This window comes from Pseudomonas sp. CFBP 13602 (assembly GCF_014842725.1).
Taxonomy (GTDB): domain Bacteria; phylum Pseudomonadota; class Gammaproteobacteria; order Pseudomonadales; family Pseudomonadaceae; genus Aquipseudomonas; species Aquipseudomonas baltica.
In genome coordinates, this window is sequence record NZ_JACYVT010000001.1 from 242696 (window position 1) to 263740 (window position 21045).

Below are 21045 nucleotides of genomic sequence, written 5' to 3' on the forward strand. Positions count from 1 at the left end.
GGCGCTGCCCCTGGCTGCGCCCGATGCGACTGACTATCCCGAATCAACGCCTGCGGGCGTAAACAATAAGAAACTGGAGATAGAACATGAAGCGGTTATATCTGCGCCCCACTACCATGGTGCTGGTCATGCTGTGCGCCATGTATTTCATCACGTACCTGGACCGGGTCAACGTCAGTACCGCTGCGGTCGGTTTTGGCAAGGAATTCAACCTCACCAAGACCGAGATCGGCATCGTCTTCTCGGCCTTCGCCTACCCCTACCTGGTGTTCCAGATCATCGGCGGCTGGGTCAGCGACCGTTTCGGCGCCAAGCGCACCCTGGTGGTGTGCGGGCTGATCTGGGCCAGCGCCACGGTGCTCACCGGCATGGCTGGCGGCTTCGTTTCCCTGATCGTGGCGCGGGTGTTGCTGGGGTTGGGCGAAGGCGCCACCTTCCCCGCTGCCACTGCGGCCATGTCGCGCTGGGTCGGCAAGGAGAACCGCGGCTTCGCCCAAGGCATCACCCACGCCTTCGCCCGCCTGGGCAACGCGCTGGCGCCGGCAGCGATGGTCGCGGTAATGGCGGCCTATGGCTGGCGCGAGTCGTTCTATGTCTGCGCCGGTATCAGTTTCGTCTGGGTCGCGCTGTGGGCGCTGGTGTTCACCGAACAACCCAAGGATCACCCGCGCATCACCCAGCAGGAGCTGGACGCCCTGCCTGCGCCCAAGCCCAAGAACACCATCAAGCTGCCTTGGGGACGACTGTTCCGGCGCATGGCCCCGGTCACCATCGTCTACTTCTGCTATGGCTGGACTCTGTGGCTGCTGCTGAGCTGGGTCCCCATGTACTTCATGAACATGGGCCTGGACCTGAAAAGCACCGCTATATTCGCCTCGACCGTGTTCTTCGGCGGCGTGGTTGGCGACACCCTGGGCGGCATCGTCAGCGACCGCATCTACAAAAGCACCGGCAACCTCAACCGGGCGCGCAGCCTGATGGTTGCGATCTGTCTGTCGTTGACCCTGGTAGCCCTGCTGCCACTGATGTTCACCCACGACATGTACGTCTCGCTGGCCTGCCTGGCCATCGCGTTCTTCTTCTCGGAGATGACCATCGGGCCGATGTGGGCGATTCCCATGGACATCGCCCCGGACCATTGCGGTACCGCCAGTGGCATGATGAACACCGGATCGGCCATGGCCGCGATCATCAGCCCGGTGGCCGCCGGACTGCTGATCGACAAGTTCGGCAACTGGCAGCTGCCGTTCATGGTCAGCATCGTGCTGCTGGCTATTGGCGTGGTGCTGTCGTTCCGCATGCGCCCACAGAACCGCTTCGTCTACGAGCTTCCCGCAGCCGCCACGCCGGTGGCTGTCGCGGTGCCCAAGTGACTGTTGGCGCATTGACATCAGGCGCGAAACAATCCTGAGCATGGAGTACGATAACCTGGACCGGTGAGGCGGCGGGCGGGCCTGTGTCACGCGCCCGTCGCCACGCCTCCTGCCTGGAGAAGCCTGCCATGCCTCGTTTGTGTGCCAACCTTTCGATGCTGTTCACCGAACATCAATTCCTGCAACGCTTCGCCCACGCCGCCAAGGCCGGGTTCAGGGGTGTGGAATTCCTCTTTCCCTACGACTTCGACAGCGCCGAGATCAAGGCGCGACTGCAGCAGCACGGCCTGACCCAGGTGTTGTTCAACCTGCCGCCCGGCGATTGGGATAGCGGTGAGCGCGGGATCGCCTGCCTGCCGGAGCGCCGCGAGGAGTTTCGCGCCGGCGTGGCCACGGCCATCGAGTATGCCAAGGTGCTGGGCAATACCCGGATCAACTGCCTGGCCGGTATCGCCCCGCCCGGCGACGACCCGCAACTGGCGCAACGGACCCTCGTCGACAACCTGCGCTACGCCAGCGAAGCGCTGGCGAGTCATGGCATTCGTCTGGTGATGGAGATGATCAACACCCGCGACATGCCCGGCTTCTACCTGAACGGCACACAGCAAGCATTGGCGATTCGCGAACAGGTGGGCCACGACAATCTGTTTCTGCAGTACGACATCTATCATATGCAGGTGATGGAGGGTGATCTGGCGCGCACGCTGCAGGCACACCTGCAGGCTATCGGCCACGTGCAGCTGGCGGACAACCCCGGCCGCCACGAACCGGGCACCGGGGAAATCAATTTCCGTTTCCTGTTCCAGCACCTGGACCGGATCGGCTACCAGGGCTGGGTGGGGTGCGAGTACAAACCGTTGAATGGAACCGAGGCCGGGCTGGGCTGGATGAAGAGCCACAACCTGGCCTGAGCTCCCGGCGCGCTACAGAGGCTGGCGTTCGTAGGCGCGGTATTCCGGCTTCCAGAAATGCACGTCGATTGCCTCGCGCAACGCGGCCTCATCCATCGGTGCAGCCACGCCGTCCTTCTGCGCTGCCAGGCCTACCGCCAGGGCAATGCGTTTGCTGACCGCCTGCACGTCGCGCAACGGTGGCAGCATCTGCCCCGCTGCCGCGCTGTCGGCCAGCGCCTGTGCCGAGGCCATGAGCATGCCGTCGGTAACGCGCGTGGCCCGGCTGGCAATGGCGCCCAGACCCACACCGGGGAAGATGTAGGAGTTGTTGCACTGCGCGATCGGGAAGGTACGGCCCAGCACTTCGATCGGCAGGAACGGACTGCCGGTGGCCACCAGCGCGTTGCCTTCGGTCCACTGCAGGATGTCCTTGGGGTGGGCTTCGATCTGCGAGGTGGGGTTGGACAGCGGCATGACGATCGGCGCCGGGCAATGCTGATACAGGGTTTTCACCACTTCCTCGGTGAACAGACCGGCTTTGCCGGAAACGCCGATCAGCACACTTGGCCGGGCGTTGGCCACGACTTCCAGAAGGGTTGGCCACTGCCCGGCGAACGACCAGGAGGCCAGCGTCTGGCTGTCGTGGGCCAGGCGTTGCTGGAAGTCGTACAGGTCGGGCTGGCGGTCGGTCAGCAGGCCCTTGCTGTTGAGCAGATAGACACGGCTGCGCGCCTCCTTGTCGCTCAACCCTTCCAGCTGCATGGCAGTGATGATCTGCTCGGCGATGCCGCACCCGGCGGAACCGGCGCCGACGAATGCCACGGTCTGCTCGGAAAGCTTCTGACCCTTGACCTTGCACGCGGCCAGCAAGGTGCCCACGGTGACGGCGGCGGTACCTTGTATATCGTCGTTGAAGCAGCACAGCTGGTCACGGAACCGCTCGAGCAGTGGCATGGCATTGCTCAGGGCGAAATCCTCGAACTGCAGGATCGCCTCCGGCCAGCGCCGTTGCACGCCCTCGACGAACGCCTGCACGAAAGCTTCGTAGCGTTCACCGCGCACACGCTCTTCGCGACGCCCGAAATACAGCGGGTCGGCAAGTCGCTCGGGGTTGTTGGTACCCACATCGAGCACCACCGGCAGGGTGTAGGCCGGGCTGATGCCACCGCAGGCGGTGTACAGCGACAACTTGCCGATGGGGATGCCCATGCCGCCCACGCCCTGGTCGCCCAGGCCGAGGATTCGCTCGCAGTCACTGACGACGATGACCTTGACGTTGTCCTTGGTCACGTTGTTGAGGATTTCGTCCATGCGCTCGACATCGTCGATGCTGATGAACAAGCCGCGATGGCTGCGGTAGATGCGCGAGAATTCCTGGCAGGCCTTGCCGACCGTGGGGGTATAGATGATCGGCAACATCTCGTCGATGTGGTCGTCGACCAGGCGGTAGAACAGTGTTTCGTTGGAGTCCTGGATCGAGCGCAGCAGCACGTGGCGCTCGAGGTCGGTCGAGCATGCCTGGAACTGGTGATAGGCCCGCGCGCATTGCTGGTCGATGGTCTCGATCTGCTGGGGCAGCAAGCCTTGCAAATGCAAGGTGTCGCGCTCTTGCGCGGTGAAAGCGGTGCCCTTGTTCAGCAACGGCGTGGCAAGCAGTGCCGGGCCGGTGAACGGGACCTTGATCGGGCGTTTGGCGGAGCTGGTCATGCTGTCTCTCCCTTGCTTTTTGTATTTTGCATTCAAAATAGACGCCTTTGCCAAAGGGTGCCATCGGTTTTAGCGCAATCGCCGCTGCGGCGCCAGCGCTGACCGAGGGGCCGTGCCGGATGAAGTGCGCGAGAACAGCCTGCAGGCAGCGCCGCGTAAAGCTCTTCGAACCTTTGCCGATCACGGGCCGTCGTAAATGCAGGCCTCATGCACCGAGGCATCCGCATCCGAGGATCCAGACCATGCAGATCATTCACCCCAAAGCGCGTTATCAACCCTACACCTCTTCTTCCGGAGGCTGGGGATCGGCGTTTTCGGTGATGAATATCCTTTGGCGCCAGCAGGCCTTGGGCAAGGGCCCTGCCGCGCTGTTGCGGCAAAACAAGCCCGACGGCTTCGCCTGCGTCAGCTGTGCCTGGGCAAAGCCAGGCAATCCTCACGCCCTGGAATTCTGCGAGAACGGCGCCAAAGCGACCGCCTGGGAGCTGACCGCGCTGCGCACCGGTCCCGAGCTGTTTGCCAAGCATAGCCTCAGCGAGCTGCGCACCTGGAGCGACTACGAGCTCGAGCGCAACGGGCGCCTGACTCATCCGATGCGCTACGACGCGCCCAGTGATCGTTATGTGACCACCACGTGGGAGGAAGCCTACCAGGGCATCGGCCAGCAACTGCGCGGGCTGGAACCAGACAGTGTGGTGTTCTACGCCTCGGGACGTGCCTCGCTGGAAACTTCGTTCATGTACCAATTGCTGGCTCGCGCCTATGGCACCAACAACCTGCCGGACAGCTCGAACATGTGCCACGAAAGCACGTCGGTGGGCCTGCAGGAAAGCATCGGGGTGCCCGTGGGTACGGTGAACCTGAAGGATTTCGAGCTGACCGACTGCATCTTTTTCTTCGGTCAGAACGTGGGCAGCAACAGCCCGCGCATGCTTCATCCACTGCAGGAGGCGCGCAAGCGCCAGGTGCCGATCATCAGCTTCAACCCGCTGCGCGAGCGCGGTCTGGAACGTTTCGTCAATCCGCAATCGCCGGTGGAAATGCTGGGCCCGGACTCCACGGTGATCAGCACGCAATACCACCAGGTAGCTATCGGTGGTGACACGGCGGCGGTAATGGGCATCGCCAAGGCCCTGGTGGCGATGGACCGCGCGGCGCATGCCGACGGCCGGCCAGCGGTGATCGACCATGACTTCATCGCCGAGCACACCGAGGGGGTCGATGACTTCCTGGCGCAGGTGGACCAGCACGAATGGGCCGCGCTGGAACAGCGCAGCGGCCTGGATCGCGCGGCTCTGGAGGCCGCTGCCACCGTGTATGCCCGCAGCAACCGGGTGATGATCATCTATGGCATGGGGCTGACCCAGCATCGCCATGGCGTGCAGAACGTGCAGATGCTGGTCAACCTGCTGCTGTTGCGCGGCAACATCGGCAAGCCGGGCGCTGGCATCTGCCCCGTGCGCGGGCACTCCAACGTGCAGGGGCAACGCACGGTGGGCATCACCGAGGATCCGGCCAAGGTGCCGGTGGACAAGATCGAGTCGCTGTTCGGCATCAAGGTACCGAAGCAAAAGGGCATGGCCACGGTGGATGCCTGCGAGGGTATCGTGGCCGGCAAGGTGAAGGGCTTCATCGGCCTGGGCGGCAATTTCCTGCGCGCAGTGCCGGACACCGATCGGATGGAGCCGGCATGGTCGGGCCTGGCCCTCAATGTGCAGATCGCCACCAAGCTTAATCGCACCCACCTGTTCCCCGGCCAGCACGGCTGGCTGCTGCCGTGCCTGGGGCGCATCGAGCGCGATGTGCAGGACGGCCGCCGCCAGGTCTACACCACCGAAGACAGCACCGGCTGCATCCGCGCCTGGGAAGGCCGCGCCGAGCCTGCCAGCGAGCACTTGCGCGCGGAGTTGGCGATCATCGCCGGCCTGGCCCAAACGACGCTGAGCGGCAACGAGCAGATTCCGTGGGAGCTGTGGCGCCAGGATTATGCCCGCGTGCGGGAGGCCATCGCCCAGACCTATCCGGAGATCTTCCATGACATGGAGACACGGATGTGGGAGCCCGGCGGTTTCCATCGGCCGCTGGGCGCTTGCGAGCGTCACTGGACCACGCCCTCGGGCAAGGCGCAGTTCGTCACGGCCAAGACGCTTGACGAGGACGACGACGTCTCGCAGAACGCCGGACAGCGCGATGTGCTGCAACTGATGACGCTGCGCAGCAACGATCAGTTCAACACCACGGTGTATGGCTACGAGGACCGTTTTCGCGGGGTCAAGGGCACGCGCAGCGTGATCTTCCTGAACCACAACGACATCGTCCGGCTGGGTTTCAATCCGGGCGACTGGGTCACGATTCGTACCGCCATCGAGCCGCAGGTGCGCCGCGAGGTGGGGCCGATGCAGATCATCGCCTACGATATCCCGATCAATTGCGCGGGCGCCTACTACCCCGAATGCAATGCATTGGTGCCCTTGTGGCATTACGCGAGCAAGAGCAAGGTGCCCGCCGCCAAGTCGATCCCGGTCACCCTGCACAAGGCCAAGGCCCGCGCCGAAGACATGGCCCACGCTATTCCACTCGCCGACCAGGTGATCTAGCACCCTGTAGGAGCGGTCATCGGCCGCGAAAGGGACACCGCGGAGTGCCTGATGCACCGCGGCGCCGGATTCGCGGCCACGGACCGCTCCTACAGTTTGTCCTCATACTACCTGTGCCAGACGGGATCTCGGTACCCCTGTAGGAGCGGTCATCGGCCGCGAAAGGGACACCGCGGAGTGCCTGATGCACCGCGGCGCGATTCGCGGGCAGAGCCCGCTCCCACAGATAACCGCGGACCTGCAGGTGGGCTACGGGGATTTGGTCAGATGCTGGTAATGGGCTTTGAGGGTGTCGATGAAATCCTCGGCCAACAGGGTGCGGTTCTGCGCATGGGGCCAGATCACGTAAGTCGGCAAGGGAATATCCGGGCGGAAGGGTCGAACCACGATCTGGCGGTGCAGGTAATCCCTGGCCACCAGCGGGTGAGCCAGGGTTATGCCCATGCCGTGCGCAACCATTTCGCAATTGATCGCGCTGTATTGCGCTTCCAGGGCCATGATTCGCTCCACACCGGCCTGTTCGAACAGCCCGTCGACCAGCGCCCGCGTGCCGTCTCCGTGGCACAGCGACACGAACGGCTGCCCTTGGAGGTCCGCGAAGGTAATGCTCTGCCGCTCTGCCAGGGGATGCGCCGCCGGCAACACGCAGACTGCGGCCATCTCGGCCAGCAACTCGACCTGATGGTTCGCCACATCGCCCGGATGCACCACGATGCCAATGTCGCAGAACTGCGATTTCACCCACTGTTCAACGGTGGGCGACGAGTTCACGTGCAGCGATACGGTCAGCTCCGGACGGGTCGACGTGAACGTCTTGAGCACCTCGGGAATCACGCTCATGCCCGTCGACGGCACGGCCGCGACACGCAGGCGCCCGGTGCCCAGGTTGCGAATGTTCTTCGCCGAATGCCTGAGGCTGTCGAGCCCGACGAATGCGCGCTCCACCTCCTGAAAGAACGCGCGACCCTCCTGTGTCGGGATCAGCCGTACCCCGGCGCGCTTGAACAAGGTCAGCCCGGTGCTCAGCTCAAGTTGAGCGATCAGTCGACTGACGTTGGGTTGCGAGGTGTACAGGACATCGGCCGCTGCGGTCATCGAGCCCATGCGCATCACACTGCGGAACGCTTCGATCTGCCTCAGGTTCACTGACGCCTCCATATCAAATATGCATGACTAGGCCCGATATCCGTATTTGACCATATACCGTCACGCTCGCAATACTCAAGTCCAGCAGCACATACACATAGCGCACACCAAGATGCGTTACCCGGCGCCGCCCATGGCCGGGAGCATGCACAGCGCATGCGTGGCCCCGGTTCGCCGGAGCGACCGACGCATTGTTCGATCTGCCCCCTGCACTTCGGAGATAGTCTGTGAATAGCCAACAACCGTCCTTTCGCCTCACTTCCCTGCGCGTCGCCCTCGCTTTCGCCGCTCTGAGCGGCGCCTGCGCCCACGCCGCCCCGACCCTCTACGTTGCCGGTGTCGGCGGCTCTACCGAGCAGATGTACAAGAGCAAGATCATTCCCGCCTTCGAGAAGCTACACGACGTCAAAGTGGTCTACGTAGCCGGCAACTCCACTGAAACTCTGGCCAAGCTGCAGGCGCAGAAGGGCCGCCAGCAGATCAACGTCGCCATGATGGATGACGGGCCCATGTACCAGGCACTTCAGCAGGGCCTGTGCGGCGACCTCAGCGATGCGCCGGTGTACAAGGACCTCTACCCGCTGGCTCGCCTCAGCCCACAGGCCACTGGTATCGGCATGGTCGCTACCGGAATCGGCTACAACGAAGAAGCCTTCAAGAAGCGTGGCTGGGACGCCCCCGACTCCTGGGAAGACCTGGCCGACCCACGCTACAAGCAACTGCTCGGCATGCCCCCGGTGACCAACACCTACGGCCTGCACACACTGGTGGAGATGGCTCGCCTGCGCGGCGGCAGCGAGAAGAACATCGACCCCGGCTTCAAGGCGCTCAAGGACGAGATTGGTCCGAACGTGCTGGCCTGGGTGTCGGCGCCCGGTGAAATGGACGGCATGATGCAGAACGGCGACGTGGTCATGGCGGTCTACGGCAGCGGTCGCGCCGTGGCCTTGCAGGGCACCGGTTTCCCGCTCAAGTTCATCTACCCGAAGGAAGGTGGTGTGGCCTTGCAACTGGCCGCCTGCGGGGTGACACCCAATGCCCAGCCGGAACTGTCACAGACGTTCATCCAGTACGTGCTGTCGCCCGAAGTGCAAACCATCCAGGCCCACGAAAACGGTTTTGCGCCGGTCAACAAGACCGTCGAGCTGAGCCCCGAGATCGCCGCGCGCATGCCCTATGGCCCGGACAAAGTCAGTGCCCTGATCAAAGTCGACTGGGAGACCATCAACCAGCAGCGCAGTGAGTGGACCACGCGCTGGAACCGTACCGTCGAGCGCTGATCCGCGCGCCCGTCCGAACTTTCCCGACCTTTTCCTGGAGCCGCAGGCGCATGCCTGCGTGGCAAAGCCATGGCATTTTTGATACTGGAAGGCCTCGTCAAGAACTACGGTACATTCAAGGCCATCGACGGCCTGAGCCTGGAGGTACAGCACGGCGAGTTCGTCGCCCTGCTCGGCCCTTCCGGGTGCGGCAAGACCACCACCCTGCAGTCAATCGCCGGGTTCGTGCAACCCACCGAAGGCCGGATCGTGCTCGACGGTCGCGACATCACCCACGTACGCCCGGAAGATCGCGGCCTTGGCATTGTTTTTCAGAGCTACGCGCTGTTCCCGCACATGACAGTGGCGCAGAACATCAGCTTCGGCCTGGAGATGCGCGGCGTGGCCAAGGCCGAACGTGCCAAACGCGTGGTCGAGGCGCTGGACCTGGTCCGTCTTGGCGGGCTTGGCGAGCGTTATCCCAAGGCGCTTTCCGGCGGGCAGCGCCAGCGGGTGGCGATTGCCCGCGCCCTGGCCATCCGCCCCAACCTGTTGCTGCTCGACGAACCCATGTCGAACCTGGATGCCAAGCTGCGCGAGGAAATGCACATCGAGCTGCGCGCCATCCAGCGCGAACTGGGTATCACGACCATCCTGGTCACCCACGATCAGGTCGAAGCGATGACCATGAGCGACCGCATCGCAGTCATGCAGCGCGGGCGCATCGTGCAGATCGATACACCATTCGAAGCCTACGAACGACCCCATTCGCCCTTCGCCTCGGCGTTTCTGGGCAAGACCAACGCCTTCGCCGGAGCCGTGCAGCTGCGCAACGAGCGCTGCTGCCACGTGCAGGTGCGCGACACCTTGCTGCATGTGCCCCACGAGGACCGCTCCCTGGGTCAGGACGTCAACGTGTACATCCGCCCCGAGAAAATCCGCCTGACCGAACCTGGCCTGGGCCGCATCAACGGTCGGATCGCCCTGCGGGTGTTCCTCGGCAACCTGTGGTTGCTTGCCGTGGACAGCCACTTTGGCCTGGTCCACCTGACCCAGCCGAATCTGGGGCATGTACCGCCCGCCGAGGGCAACGAAGTCGGCCTGGACTGGTCGGACGACGACCTGCGCCTGCTCGACCAGGAGGCTGCCCATGGCCAGGTATGACGCCGAACACGTAGGCGCGGCGCCCTGGCTGCTCAGCGGCCCTGCCTTGCTGGTATTCATTGCCCTGCTGCTGGCACCGTTGCTGCTGACCGCGCTGTTGTCGCTCAACCTGTTCAGCGACACCGAAGGCGTGCTGCCGGTGTACAGCCTGGGCAACTACATCGAGGTGTTCAAGGACGACTATTTCCACGAGATTTTCCTGCGAACCGGCTCGATGGCCCTGGCAGTGACGGTGCTGTGCGTACTGCTCGGCGTCCCGGAAACCATCATCATTGCGCGCATGGCGCCACGCTGGCGCTCGACCTTCCTGCTGGTGGTGCTTGGCCCGCTGTTGATTTCAGTAGTGGTGCGAACCCTCGGCTGGGCGATTCTGTTGGGCAACAACGGCTTGATCAACGATGCCCTGCAAGCCCTGGGCATCACCGACGAACCGGTAAAGATCCTGTTCACCCAAGTGGGCGTGATCATTGCCCTGACCCATGTGCTGGTGCCCTTCATGGTGATCGCGGTGTGGGCCACCCTGCAGCGACTGGACCTGCAGGTGGAGTGGGCCGGCCTGTCCCTGGGCGCGTCGCGACTGACGGTGTTCCGGCGCATCATCGTGCCGCAGATCATGCCGGGCATTCTTTCCGGCTCGATCATCGTCTTCGCCCTCGCCGCCTCGGCCTTCGCCACCCCGGCAATCATCGGCGGACGCCGGCTTAAGGTGGTCGCCACTGCGGCCTACGACGAATTCCTCGGCACCCTCAACTGGCCCCTGGGCGCGGCGATCGCCATGCTCCTGCTGGTGGCCAATCTGATCATCATTCTGGGTTGCAGCAAGCTGGCCGAGCGCCGCTTCAAGCAAGTCTTCGAGTAGGCCGCCATGCACAAGAACGGTTTTTTCTCGCTGCTGTTCCATACCCTGTTCATCGGCTTCATCGTCGCGCCGCTGCTGGTGGTGATGGCGATGGCGTTCACCGACAAGGGGTATCTGTCACTGCCCACCAATGGCTTGTCGCTGCGCTGGTTCAGGGCCCTGCTGGACAATCAGGAAATGCTCGATGCGTTCATGCTGTCGATCAAGCTGGGCCTGGCGTCGGCTACCATCGCCACGCTGCTGGCCATCCCGGCGGCCTTGGCCATCAGCCGCTACGATTTCCCCGGCCGCGGCACATTGACCGGTTTTCTGCTCTCGCCGCTGATGATTCCTTCCGTGGTGCTGGGGATCGCCTTCCTGCGTTTCTTCTCCATCGCGCAGATTGGCGGCTCGTTCTGGGCGCTGTGCCTGACTCACGTGATCGTCGTGCTGCCCTATGCATTGCGCCTGACCCTGGCCTCCACCATCGGCCTGGAGAAAGACATCGAGCAGGCCGCGCTGTCGCTGGGCGCCAAACGCTGGACGGCGTTCCACCGGGTCATCCTGCCGCGCATCCGCACCGGCGTGGTCGGCGGCTGGATGCTGGCTTTCATCCAGAGTTTCGATGAGCTGACCATGACCGTGTTCGTTGCCACGCCCGGCACCACGACCTTGCCAGTGGCTATGTACAACCAGATTTCCCAGACCATCGACCCGTTGATCACGGCGGTCTCTACGGTGCTGATCGTTGGCACGTTGATCTTGATGCTGGTGCTGGATCGCCTGGTAGGCCTGGACCGCGTGCTCATAGGAGAAGGCAAATGAAGCGCTCGACGGCAGCGATCAAGGCCGACGTGATCGTCGTCGGTGGCGGGCTGGTGGGTACGGCGGTGGCCTACGGCCTGGCGCGCAACGGCGCCGACACCGTGGTGCTCGACCAAGGCGACGATGCGTTCCGCGCTTCGCGTGGCAATTTCGGCCTGGTCTGGGTTCAGGGCAAAGGCTACAACCTGCCCGACTATGCGCGTTGGACACGTTCTTCGGCGCAACGCTGGGCCGACCTGCGCGATACGCTGCTGGCCGACAGTGGCGTGGATGTCAGCCTCAAGCAGCCGGGTGGCTTTCACATGTGCTTCAGCGACGAGGAACTGCTGGAGCGCGAGGCGCGCCTGCGCCAATTGCAGGCGGCGGTCGGTGACTACCCCTTCGAGATGCTCGATGCCGGCGAACTCAAGGCGCGCCTGCCGCTGATCGGCAAGGCCGTGATCGGCGCCAGTTATACCCCCCAGGACGGCCATGTGAACCCGCTGAAGCTGCTGCGCGCCCTGCATGCGTCCGCGCAACGCCATGGCGCGCGTTTCGCAGGCGGCCAGCACATCCAGCGCATCGAGGGCAGTGCCGGCGACTTCCGTATCTGGGCCGGGGAGCAGGCCTACTGTGCGCCGCGCGTGGTACTCGCGGCCGGCCTGGGCAACCCCGGACTGGCCGCGCAGGTCGGGCTGCATGCACCGGTCGCACCCAACCGCGGGCAGGTACTGGTCAGCGAGCGGGTCCAGCCGTTTCTCGACTATCCCACCATCAATGTCCGCCAGACCGACGAAGGCACGGTGCAACTGGGCGATTCGATGGAAGAAGTCGGCTTCGACGACAGTACCTCCACCGGTGTGCTCTCGGCGATCGCCCAGCGTGGCGTAGCGACCTTTCCGCTGCTGCGCGATGTGCGCCTGATCCGTGCCTGGGGTGCCTTGCGGGTAATGAGCCCGGACGGTTTCCCGATCTACCAGCAGTCGTCGACCCACCCCGGGGCCTTCGTCATCACCTGCCACAGCGGTGTAACCCTGGCCGCCGCCCACGCCCTGCGCATTGCGCCCTGGGTGATGGGGGCGGCGCAGCCCAACGAATTGGCCGTGTTCAACGGCGAACGTTTTCTCAGCGACAAGGTGCTTGCCCATGCCCATTGAAGCCCCCAGCCGCGCCCCGCTGTTCCAGTCGGTGGCCGGCGAAACCCGCAGCAGCCGCAGTGTGACCTTCAGCTTCAACGGCGAGGCGTTGAGCGTACCGCCAGGCATCAGCGTGGCGGCGGCGTTGTTGATGTCCGGAATCGAGCGCTTCCGGGCCACGCCGGTGAGCGAGTCGCCGCGCGCGCCCTACTGCATGATGGGCGTGTGTTTCGAATGCCTGGTCAGCATTGATGGCGTGCCCAATCGGCAGAGTTGCCTGATCGATGTGGTCGACGGCATGCAGGTGCGCTCCCAGGAAGGCGCTCGCGATTTGCAGTTCGAGGTTCCCTCGGTCAGCGTCCTGGAGGTGCAGCCATGAACCCCGAATCCGTCGACGTCGTCGTCGTGGGCGCCGGCCCGGCAGGCATGGCCGGTGCCACCGAGCTGGCCGGGCTGGGCCTCGCCGTGGTCTTGCTGGACGAGCAAGGCAGCCCTGGCGGGCAGATCTATCGCGGTATCACCCTGGCGCCGCTGAGCCGGCGCGACCTGCTGGGACCGGACTATGCCCACGGCAACGTGCTGGCCAGAGCCCTGGAGGACACTCCGGTGCGGCACATCAAGGAAGCTGCAGTGTGGCAGGTGGGTCGTGATCATCAGGTCAGCTATCTGCAGGGCGGGCGCATGCACACGTTGCAGGCCCGCGCGGTCCTGCTGGCCACCGGCGCCATGGAGCGGCCCTTCCCCATCCGTGGCTGGACCCTTCCGGGAGTGATGACTGCGGGCGCGGCGCAGATTCTGCTCAAGAGCGCTGGCGCAGTACCCACCGAGCCGGTGGTGCTGGCCGGTTGCGGACCTTTGCTGTACCTGCTGGGCTGGCAGTATTTGCGTGCCGGAGTGCCGATCAAGGCCTTGGTCGATACCACGCACCGCGACGACTACTGGCGCGCGCGGCGTCATCTGGTCTCGGCCCTGCGTGCCTGGCCTTACCTGCGCAAGGGCCTGGAGCTGATGCGCAGTCTGCGCCAGGCGCGCATCGCCCATTTCACCGGCGCCTCGCAGCTGGCGATCGAGGGTACCGATTCGGCCCAGGCGCTGAGCTTCACCGCCAACGGCAAGACGCAGCGCATCGCCAGTCGCTGCGTGCTGCTGCACCAGGGGGTGGTACCCAATATTCAATTCAGCCAGTCGCTGCGTGCGACCCACGCCTGGGATCCGCAGCAGCTGTGCTTCAGCCCGCTCAGGGACAGCTGGGGCGAACTGGACGTGCCAGGGGTGTTTGTCGCCGGTGACGGAGGCGGTATCGGCGGTGCACAGGCGGCGGCACTGCAGGGCCGGCTGGCCGGCCTGGGCATCGCCGCTCGGCTGGGCGCGCTGGGCGCTCCGCAGCGCGATCGGCGTGGCGTCGAGCTGCGCCGGGCGTTGAGCGACAATTTGCGCATCAGACCGTTTCTCGACGCGCTGTACCGGCCCCGCGACGAGCATCGGATCCCGGCTGACGACGTCATTGTCTGCCGCTGCGAGGAAGTCACCGCCGGCCAGTTGCGCCAGTTCGTCGCCATGGGCTGCGCCGGTCCGAACCAGGCGAAGTCGTTCGGCCGGTGCGGCATGGGGCCCTGCCAGGGACGCCTGTGCGGCCTGACCGTGACCGAAGTGATCGCCGATGCGCGCCAGGTGCCCGCAGGCGACGTCGGTTACTACCGGATTCGTCCGCCGATCAAGCCCATCACACTCGGGGAGCTGGCCAGTGACTGAGCGCCTGCGCTCGGGCGCTGATGTACTGGTGATCGGCGGCGGCATCCACGGCCTCAGCACCGCCCTGCACCTGGCTCGTGCCGGCGTCCGGGTGACCGTGCTGGAGGCCGAGTATTGCGGTCGCCATGCTTCCGGGGTGAACGCCGGTGGCGTGCGCACCCTGGGCCGCCATGTGGCGGAAATCCCCTTGGCCCTCGCTTCGCGAACGCTTTGGCATGGCTTGCAGGACGTGCTCGGCGAGGACGGTGGCTTCGTCGCCAGCGGCCAGCTGAAACTGGCCGAGAACGACGCTGAACTGCAGGAATGCCAGCGCCGTGTGGAGCAGTTGCATGCCTTGGGCTTCACCCATGAAGTTTTGATCGATCGGCAGCAGGTGCTCGAATTGGTACCTACGGTGGCACCCCATGTGGTGGGTGGTATCTGGGTCGGCGGCGACGGCTATGCCGTGCCGTACCACACCGTTACCGCGTTTCGCCTGGCTGCGCAGCGGCTGGGAGTACGGGTCCTGGAGCAGACGCCGGCACTGCGCATCGAGCGCAGCGCCACTCATTGGCGGGTCGAGACGCGGTCGGGCGTGCATCAAGCGGAGCACCTGGTTGTCACCGCAGGGGCCTGGGCGGCGCAACTGGCGGCACAGGTCGGCGAGCCGGTGCCGGTGCATCCGCAGGGCTTGATGCTGATGGTCACTCACCGGGTCGCCCCATTCTGTGCACCGGTGCTGGGCGCTACGGGCCGGGCGCTGTCATTCAAACAGTTCGCCAACGGCACCGTGGTGATCGGCGGCAAGCTGGTGGGCTCGGTGGAGTTCGCCGCGCGCCATGGCGAGGTTCAAATGGACCGCCTGAGCACCAGCGCGCGTACGGTAACCGACCTGTTTCCCCATTTGCGCAACCTGGGTGTGAATCGGGTCTGGGCCGGTGTCGAGGCGTTTACCGCCGATGACATTCCAGTGATCGGCGCCAGCTGCAAGACGGACAAGCTGAGCTATTCCTTCGGTTTCTGCGGCAGTGGTTTCCAGATGGGTCCCGGGACCGGTCAGCGCCTGGCCCAGCAGATTCTCGGCGAGCCCTCGCCGATCAGTCTCGACCCCTTTTCCATAGGGCGTTTCGCGCAATCGGCGACGACGCTCGAACAACCTGCAACATCCCTTATCCACTCGTGAGGAAATACACCATGCTGGACATCAAGCGCATCGAAACCAACCAACGCATGAGCCGTGTCGTTCAGTGCAACGGCTTCACGTTCCTCGGCGGGCAGACCGCCACCGACCGTAGCCTGGACATCAAGGGCCAGACTGCCCAGGTGCTGGCCAAGATCGACAGCTTCCTGGAGCAGGCTGGCCTGGACAAGACGCGTATCGTCACCGCCCAAGTGTGGCTGTCGGACATCCAGGCCAATTTCGCCGGAATGAACGAAGTGTGGGACGCCTGGGCACCCGAAGGCCACGCCCCGGCGCGCGCTACCGTGGAATCCCGCCTGGCCGCGCCCGATCTGCTGGTGGAAATCACCGTCGTCGCCGCTGGCTGACCCGCGTCGCCCGATTCGCGGGCAGAGCCCGCTCCCACAGGAGTAGGCCGATCCCCTGTGGGAGCGAGCTATGCCCGCGAAGGCCGCGCTGCGGTTCCAGCCGTGAAATGCACCACCCTCGTGCCCCGATCGCCTGCGCAAAAATCCATCTTCCCCCGTTGACGGCCACTTCGATTTGGTGTTTCCTGAAACCGGTTTCAACCACTGATCGCCTGCCCATAACATCCATAAAAGGACTCAGGCCGTGACCCGTCTTTCCGTTCCTGTGCGCCCTCGCGTGACCATGCTCGACGTAGCCGAGCGCGCAGGTGTATCCAAGGCCAGTGTTTCGCGCTTCATCGGTGAGGATCGCGGTCTGCTGTCCGACGTCATCGCCACACGCATCGCCCGCGCCATCGACGACCTCGGCTATCGCCCCAATCAGATGGCCCGCGGCCTCAAGCGCGGTCGTACGCGCCTGATCGGCATGCTCATGGCCGATATCCGCAACCCCTATTCGGTGGCCGTCATGCATGGCGTGGAAACCGCCTGCCGCCGCCATGGCTACAGCCTGGTGGTCTGCAACACCGACCGCGACCCGGAACAGGAACGCCAGCAGTTGCAGGCCATGCGTGCCTACAACGTCGAAGGCGTGATCGTGAACACCCTCGGCCACCACCTGGATGAGCTGCGCGAACTGCAACGGGAACTGCCCCTGGTGCTGGTCGACCGCAAGGTGGCCGACCTGCCCAGCGATCTTGTCGGGCTGGACAACCGGATGGCCGTCGACATGGCCGTCGACCACCTCCACGAGCGCGGCTATCGCCAGCTTGCGCTGGTCAGTGAGGCGGTTGATGGCACCAGTTCTCGTACCGAACGCATCGAGGCCTTCGCGCAACGCACCGGCGGCACGGTGTTCTACACAGGTGCCGGCCTCGGCGAGCAACTACGCACGTTCCTTGCCAGCACCGACGTCGGGCCCAAGGCCTTGTTCTGCGCCAATGGCGTGGCGGCACTGGCCTGCACGCTGGCCCTGCGGGAGTTGGGCAACCAGGCATGCGAAAACGTGGGGCTGATCGCGCTCGACGACCTCGACTGGTACCCCCTGGTAGGCAACGGTATTACCGCCCTTGCCCAACCCACCCATGCCATCGGCGTGCGAGCCTTGGAATGCCTGTTGCGGCGGCTGCAGGGGGCGCAAGGTCCAGCCCAGACGTTCCACTTCACCCCCGATCTGATCATTCGAGGTTCCACCCCGCTCCGCTGAAAAAGCGCTGCGGCGTGCGCAGTATCCATGCTTAAAATTGAAACCGGTTTCACAGGACAATAACAATGCATCCCTATCCCGTCTCCATCAGCCTTTCCAGCTTCGGCGCGGACCATGTTCGTACACAGGGCCAGGCCAGCCTGGCACCGCTGGTCGCCCAGACCGGCGCCAGCCATATTGAACTGCGCGAGGAGCTGTTCGATGACTTCGATGCGCCGTCCCTGCGCAGTGCGATCGCCGCGCAAGGCCTGACCTGCGTCTATTCCTCGCCGCTCGAGCTGTGGCAGCCCGGCCAAGCTGCGCCCAATCCGCAGCTGCAACTGGCGCTCGCTCGCGCGGCCGCGTGCAGCGCGATCTGGCTCAAGGTCTCGCTGGGTTTTCACTCCATTGCCAGCGACTTGCACCTGTTGCATGACCAGTTGCGCGATCAACCCGTGCGCCTGCTGATCGAGAACGACCAGACTGCCCACGGTGGGCGGATCGAGCCGCTGGTCGACTTCTTCACTGCGATAGCCGGGCAAGGCGTGCCGGTGGGCATGACCTTCGACATCGGCAATTGGCAATGGCAGCAACAGTCGGTTTCGAGCGCTGCGCAGCAGCTGGGCCGTTTCGTCGAATACATTCACTGCAAGGCCGTACAACGCACCACGGCCGGCAACCTGGTCGCCACGCCGCCCGAGTTGACCGACCTGCATCAGTGGGCGCGCCTGCTCGGGCACATGGCACCAGGCCTGGTGCGGGCCATCGAGTACCCGTTGCAGGGCAGCGACCTGCTGGCTGTCGCCAAGGCACAGGTGGCCACCCTCGCTCGCCTTGGCCAGGCCGCGCAGGAGGTGGCCCATGGCTGAGTTCGATGTGCTGAGCTTCGGCGAAACCATGGCCATGTTCGTCGCCGAGCAGACCGGCGAACTGGCCGAAGTCGAGCGCTTCCGCAAACGCATTGCCGGTGCCGACAACAACGTCGCCATCGGCCTGTCGCGGCTGGGCTTCAACGTCGCCTGGCTGAGCCGAGTGGGCAACGACTCGCTCGGTCGCTTCATCGTCGCCGCGTTGCAACGCGAAGGGCTGGATTGCAGCCATGTCGGCGTGGATTCACAGCACCCCACCGGGTTCCAATTCAAATCGCTGCAGGACGATGGCCGCGACCCCACGGTCGAATACTTTCGCCGCGGATCGGCGGCCAGCCATATGGGCATTGGCGATGTGCCTGCACGTCTGCTCGATGCCCGTCACCTGCATGCCACCGGCATCGCCCCGGCGCTGTCGCCGAGCATGAACGCGTTGACCCGCGGTTTGATGACCGCCATGCGTTCGGCAGGCCGGAGCGTCTCGTTCGACCCCAACCTGCGCCCGTCGCTGTGGCCCAGCCAGGCGCACATGATCGAGCAGATCAACAGCTTCGCCGCGCTGGCCGACTGGGTATTGCCGGGCCTGGCCGAAGGGCAGCTGCTGACCGGACACGAACGCTGCGAAGACATTGCCCGTTTCTATCTCGACCTGGGTGTGCAAGCAGTAGTGATCAAGTTGGGCGCGGACGGCGCGTTCTATTGCAGCGCCGAGCAACAAGGCTACGTAGCCAGCCGCCCCGTGGCCAAGGTGGTGGATACGGTCGGCGCGGGTGACGGCTTCGCCGTGGGCGTCATCAGTGCCCTGCTCGAAGGCCGCGACCTGGCCCAGGCCGCCGGCCGCGGCAACTGGATCGGCAGCCTGGCTGTACAGAGCCCGGGCGACATGGAAGGCCTGCCGACGCGCGCCGCGCTGATCGAGGACGAAAGCCACTGACGCACGCAAAAAAGACACCCGCAAAACGTTGCGCCCTGCACCCATGAATCAAAACGCCCTACCTGTTGCGACAATTACAAAATGCTCAGGAGTCAGACCATGCACAGCCACACCGTGAAACTCGCCAGCCGTCGCTGGTGGTACATCATGCCGATCGTCTTCATCACCTACAGCCTGGCCTACCTGGACCGGGCCAACTACGGTTTTGCCGCAGCCTCGGGCATGGCCGCCGACCTGAACATAACGCCGGGGCTGTCCTCGCTGCTCGGCGCCCTGTTCTTCCTGGGTTACTTCTTCTTCCAGGTCCCCGGCGCGATCTATGCGCAGAAGCACAGCGTCAAGCAGTTGATCTTCGTCAGCCTGATCCTCTGGGGCAGCCTGGCGACCTTGACCGGTGTCGTCTCCAGCGCCTACTGGCTGATCGTGATCCGCTTCATGCTCGGCGTCGTCGAAGCCGTGGTCATGCCCGCGATGCTGGTGTACCTGTGCCATTGGTTCACCCGCGCGGAACGCTCGCGGGCCAACACTTTCCTGATACTGGGCAACCCGGTGACGATGCTGTGGATGTCGGTGGTGTCCGGCTACCTGATCCAGCATTACAGCTGGCGCTGGATGTTCATCATCGAAGGGTTGCCCGCCGTCATCTGGGCATTCATCTGGTGGCGCCTGGCCGATGATCGACCCGCCCAGGCGAAGTGGCTCAGCCAGCAGGAAAAAGACGACCTGCAACAGGCCCTGGCCGCCGAGCAGGTGGGCATGAAGCCGGTGAAGAACTACGCCGAAGCCTTCCGTTCGGGCAAGGTCATCACCCTGTCGTTGCAGTTCTTCCTGTGGAGCGTGGGCGTGTACGGCTTCGTGCTGTGGCTGCCGTCGATTCTCAAGCAGGGCGCGCAGATGGACATGATCGAGGCTGGCTGGCTGTCTTCCCTGCCCTACCTGGCGGCGGTGATCGGCATGCTGGTGGTGAGCTGGTTTTCCGACCGTATGCAACGGCGCAAGCGCTTCGTCTGGCCACCGCTGCTGCTGGCGGCACTGGCGTTCTACGGCTCGTACGCGCTGGGCAGCGAGCACTTCTGGTGGTCCTATGCACTGCTGGTGATCGCCGGAGCGTGCATGTACGCGCCCTATGGTCCGTTCTTTGCCATCGTGCCGGAGATCCTTCCCGCCAACGTGGCCGGTGGTGCCATGGCGCTGATCAACAGCATGGGCGCCCTGGGCTCGTTCGCCGGGTCCTACCTGGTGGGCTATCTCAACGCCAGCACCGGCAACCCGGGCGCTTCCTACCTGTTGATGAGCGGGGCGCTGCTGCTCTCGGCGCTGCTGACCATCATGCTCAAGCCCGGAGGCTGCGACGCGGTGGTCGGCAAAGCGGACGCCACGGGGCTTGCGTCCTGCAAAAACTGACGCAGATCATGAAACTTCATGAAATCGCCCGGTATTCGTGGCAAAGCGCACAGCTGTCATCCAGGTGGTGCTACTTTTAATACTCCACAGGCTATCCATTCCGATGGCCTGCCCTGCCACGTGCGGCTGCAACAGGTGGGCGCGATGAACAAGATGACATTTCCGAACGCTTGCCAGGTGATGCGCTGGCACTTTCACCCCATGGGCTTCGAGGGCAATATGGATGCGCCCAGCAGCATGGTGGCCAGGCTGTTCGACCGCAGCAGCGGCGAAACCCTGTTGGCCATCGCCGGGCTGCCTTGTGCAACGGTCATGAATGCCGCGGACGTCGAGCGCATCATCGAGGCAGTGGAAGCCGAGCTCGAGGCGTTCATTCCGCCGCTGGCGCTCAAGGCAGGCTGAGCGCGCCAGCCCTCC

At 64.4% G+C, this 21045-nt stretch carries 19 protein-coding genes; 17 read left to right on the forward strand and 2 right to left on the reverse strand.

Annotation, left to right across the window (positions count from 1 at the left end):
- Positions 1-86: 86 nt before the first annotated feature.
- Together IFU31_RS01060 and hyi are read left to right on the forward strand one after the other, a co-directional pair.
- A complete protein-coding gene (locus IFU31_RS01060; RefSeq protein ID WP_192102035.1) occupies positions 87-1373 on the forward strand; it encodes an MFS transporter in 1287 nt (428 codons plus the stop codon).
- Between the two features lie 128 nt (positions 1374-1501).
- A complete protein-coding gene (gene hyi, locus IFU31_RS01065) occupies positions 1502-2284 on the forward strand; it encodes a hydroxypyruvate isomerase (RefSeq protein ID WP_192102036.1) in 783 nt (260 codons plus the stop codon).
- 12 nt (positions 2285-2296) lie between these two features.
- On the opposite strand, the gene IFU31_RS01070 is transcribed toward hyi, so the two are convergent.
- Positions 2297-3973 carry an NAD-dependent malic enzyme gene (locus IFU31_RS01070; protein WP_192102037.1) on the reverse strand — a complete coding sequence of 559 codons (1677 nt, stop codon included), beginning with the start codon at positions 3971-3973 and terminating at the stop codon, positions 2297-2299.
- A 242-nt stretch (positions 3974-4215) separates the two neighbouring features.
- Here IFU31_RS01070 and IFU31_RS01075 point away from each other — a divergent pair, with 242 nt between their 5' ends.
- Positions 4216-6570, forward strand: a complete 2355-nt coding sequence (locus IFU31_RS01075; RefSeq protein WP_192102038.1) for an FdhF/YdeP family oxidoreductase — start codon at positions 4216-4218, stop codon at positions 6568-6570.
- A 249-nt stretch (positions 6571-6819) separates the two neighbouring features.
- Here the strand turns inward: IFU31_RS01075 and IFU31_RS01080 are convergent, their stop codons facing one another.
- The gene (locus tag IFU31_RS01080) at positions 6820-7716 is read right to left on the reverse strand and encodes a LysR substrate-binding domain-containing protein (protein ID WP_192102039.1); all 897 of its coding nucleotides are present in this window, start codon (positions 7714-7716) and stop codon (positions 6820-6822) included.
- Positions 7717-7943: 227 nt separating this feature from the next.
- Between IFU31_RS01080 and IFU31_RS01085 the strand changes: the two genes are divergently transcribed.
- The 14 genes from IFU31_RS01085 (at position 7944) to IFU31_RS01150 (ending at position 21030) form a co-directional block, all read left to right on the forward strand.
- The gene (locus IFU31_RS01085) at positions 7944-8996 is read left to right on the forward strand and encodes an ABC transporter substrate-binding protein (RefSeq protein ID WP_122478209.1); all 1053 of its coding nucleotides are present in this window, start codon (positions 7944-7946) and stop codon (positions 8994-8996) included.
- 69 nt (positions 8997-9065) lie between these two features.
- Entirely contained in the window at positions 9066-10139 is a 1074-nt protein-coding gene (locus IFU31_RS01090; protein ID WP_192102040.1) for an ABC transporter ATP-binding protein, read from the forward strand.
- Entirely contained in the window at positions 10126-10998 is an 873-nt protein-coding gene (locus IFU31_RS01095; protein ID WP_192102041.1) for an ABC transporter permease, read from the forward strand. The genes IFU31_RS01090 and IFU31_RS01095 overlap by 14 nt, the downstream gene beginning before the upstream one ends.
- Before the next feature lie 6 nt (positions 10999-11004).
- Positions 11005-11802, forward strand: a complete 798-nt coding sequence (locus IFU31_RS01100) for an ABC transporter permease (RefSeq protein WP_122478214.1) — start codon at positions 11005-11007, stop codon at positions 11800-11802.
- Positions 11799-12938 carry an NAD(P)/FAD-dependent oxidoreductase gene (locus tag IFU31_RS01105; protein ID WP_192102042.1) on the forward strand — a complete coding sequence of 380 codons (1140 nt, stop codon included), beginning with the start codon at positions 11799-11801 and terminating at the stop codon, positions 12936-12938. Before IFU31_RS01100 ends, IFU31_RS01105 begins: the two co-directional genes overlap by 4 nt.
- The gene (locus tag IFU31_RS01110; protein ID WP_122478217.1) at positions 12928-13296 is read left to right on the forward strand and encodes a (2Fe-2S)-binding protein; all 369 of its coding nucleotides are present in this window, start codon (positions 12928-12930) and stop codon (positions 13294-13296) included. The genes IFU31_RS01105 and IFU31_RS01110 overlap by 11 nt, the downstream gene beginning before the upstream one ends.
- Complete coding sequence (locus tag IFU31_RS01115) at positions 13293-14669, forward strand: FAD/NAD(P)-dependent oxidoreductase (RefSeq protein ID WP_192102043.1); 1377 nt, start codon at positions 13293-13295, stop codon at positions 14667-14669. The genes IFU31_RS01110 and IFU31_RS01115 overlap by 4 nt, the downstream gene beginning before the upstream one ends.
- Positions 14662-15831: an NAD(P)/FAD-dependent oxidoreductase gene (locus IFU31_RS01120; protein WP_301335544.1), complete on the forward strand. Its 1170-nt coding sequence runs from the start codon at positions 14662-14664 to the stop codon at positions 15829-15831. The genes IFU31_RS01115 and IFU31_RS01120 overlap by 8 nt, the downstream gene beginning before the upstream one ends.
- Before the next feature lie 11 nt (positions 15832-15842).
- On the forward strand, positions 15843-16196 hold the full coding sequence (locus IFU31_RS01125; protein WP_049859546.1) for a RidA family protein: 354 nt from the start codon (positions 15843-15845) through the stop codon (positions 16194-16196).
- Between the two features lie 283 nt (positions 16197-16479).
- The gene (locus tag IFU31_RS01130) at positions 16480-17442 is read left to right on the forward strand and encodes a LacI family DNA-binding transcriptional regulator (RefSeq protein WP_192102273.1); all 963 of its coding nucleotides are present in this window, start codon (positions 16480-16482) and stop codon (positions 17440-17442) included.
- A 65-nt stretch (positions 17443-17507) separates the two neighbouring features.
- On the forward strand, positions 17508-18290 hold the full coding sequence (locus IFU31_RS01135) for a sugar phosphate isomerase/epimerase family protein (protein WP_192102045.1): 783 nt from the start codon (positions 17508-17510) through the stop codon (positions 18288-18290).
- Entirely contained in the window at positions 18283-19224 is a 942-nt protein-coding gene (locus IFU31_RS01140; RefSeq protein ID WP_192102046.1) for a sugar kinase, read from the forward strand. The genes IFU31_RS01135 and IFU31_RS01140 overlap by 8 nt, the downstream gene beginning before the upstream one ends.
- Positions 19225-19323: 99 nt before the next feature.
- Complete coding sequence (locus IFU31_RS01145; RefSeq protein WP_122478224.1) at positions 19324-20628, forward strand: MFS transporter; 1305 nt, start codon at positions 19324-19326, stop codon at positions 20626-20628.
- 126 nt (positions 20629-20754) lie between these two features.
- Complete coding sequence (locus tag IFU31_RS01150) at positions 20755-21030, forward strand: DUF1652 domain-containing protein (RefSeq protein WP_122478290.1); 276 nt, start codon at positions 20755-20757, stop codon at positions 21028-21030.
- The last annotated feature ends 15 nt before the right edge of the window (positions 21031-21045 follow it).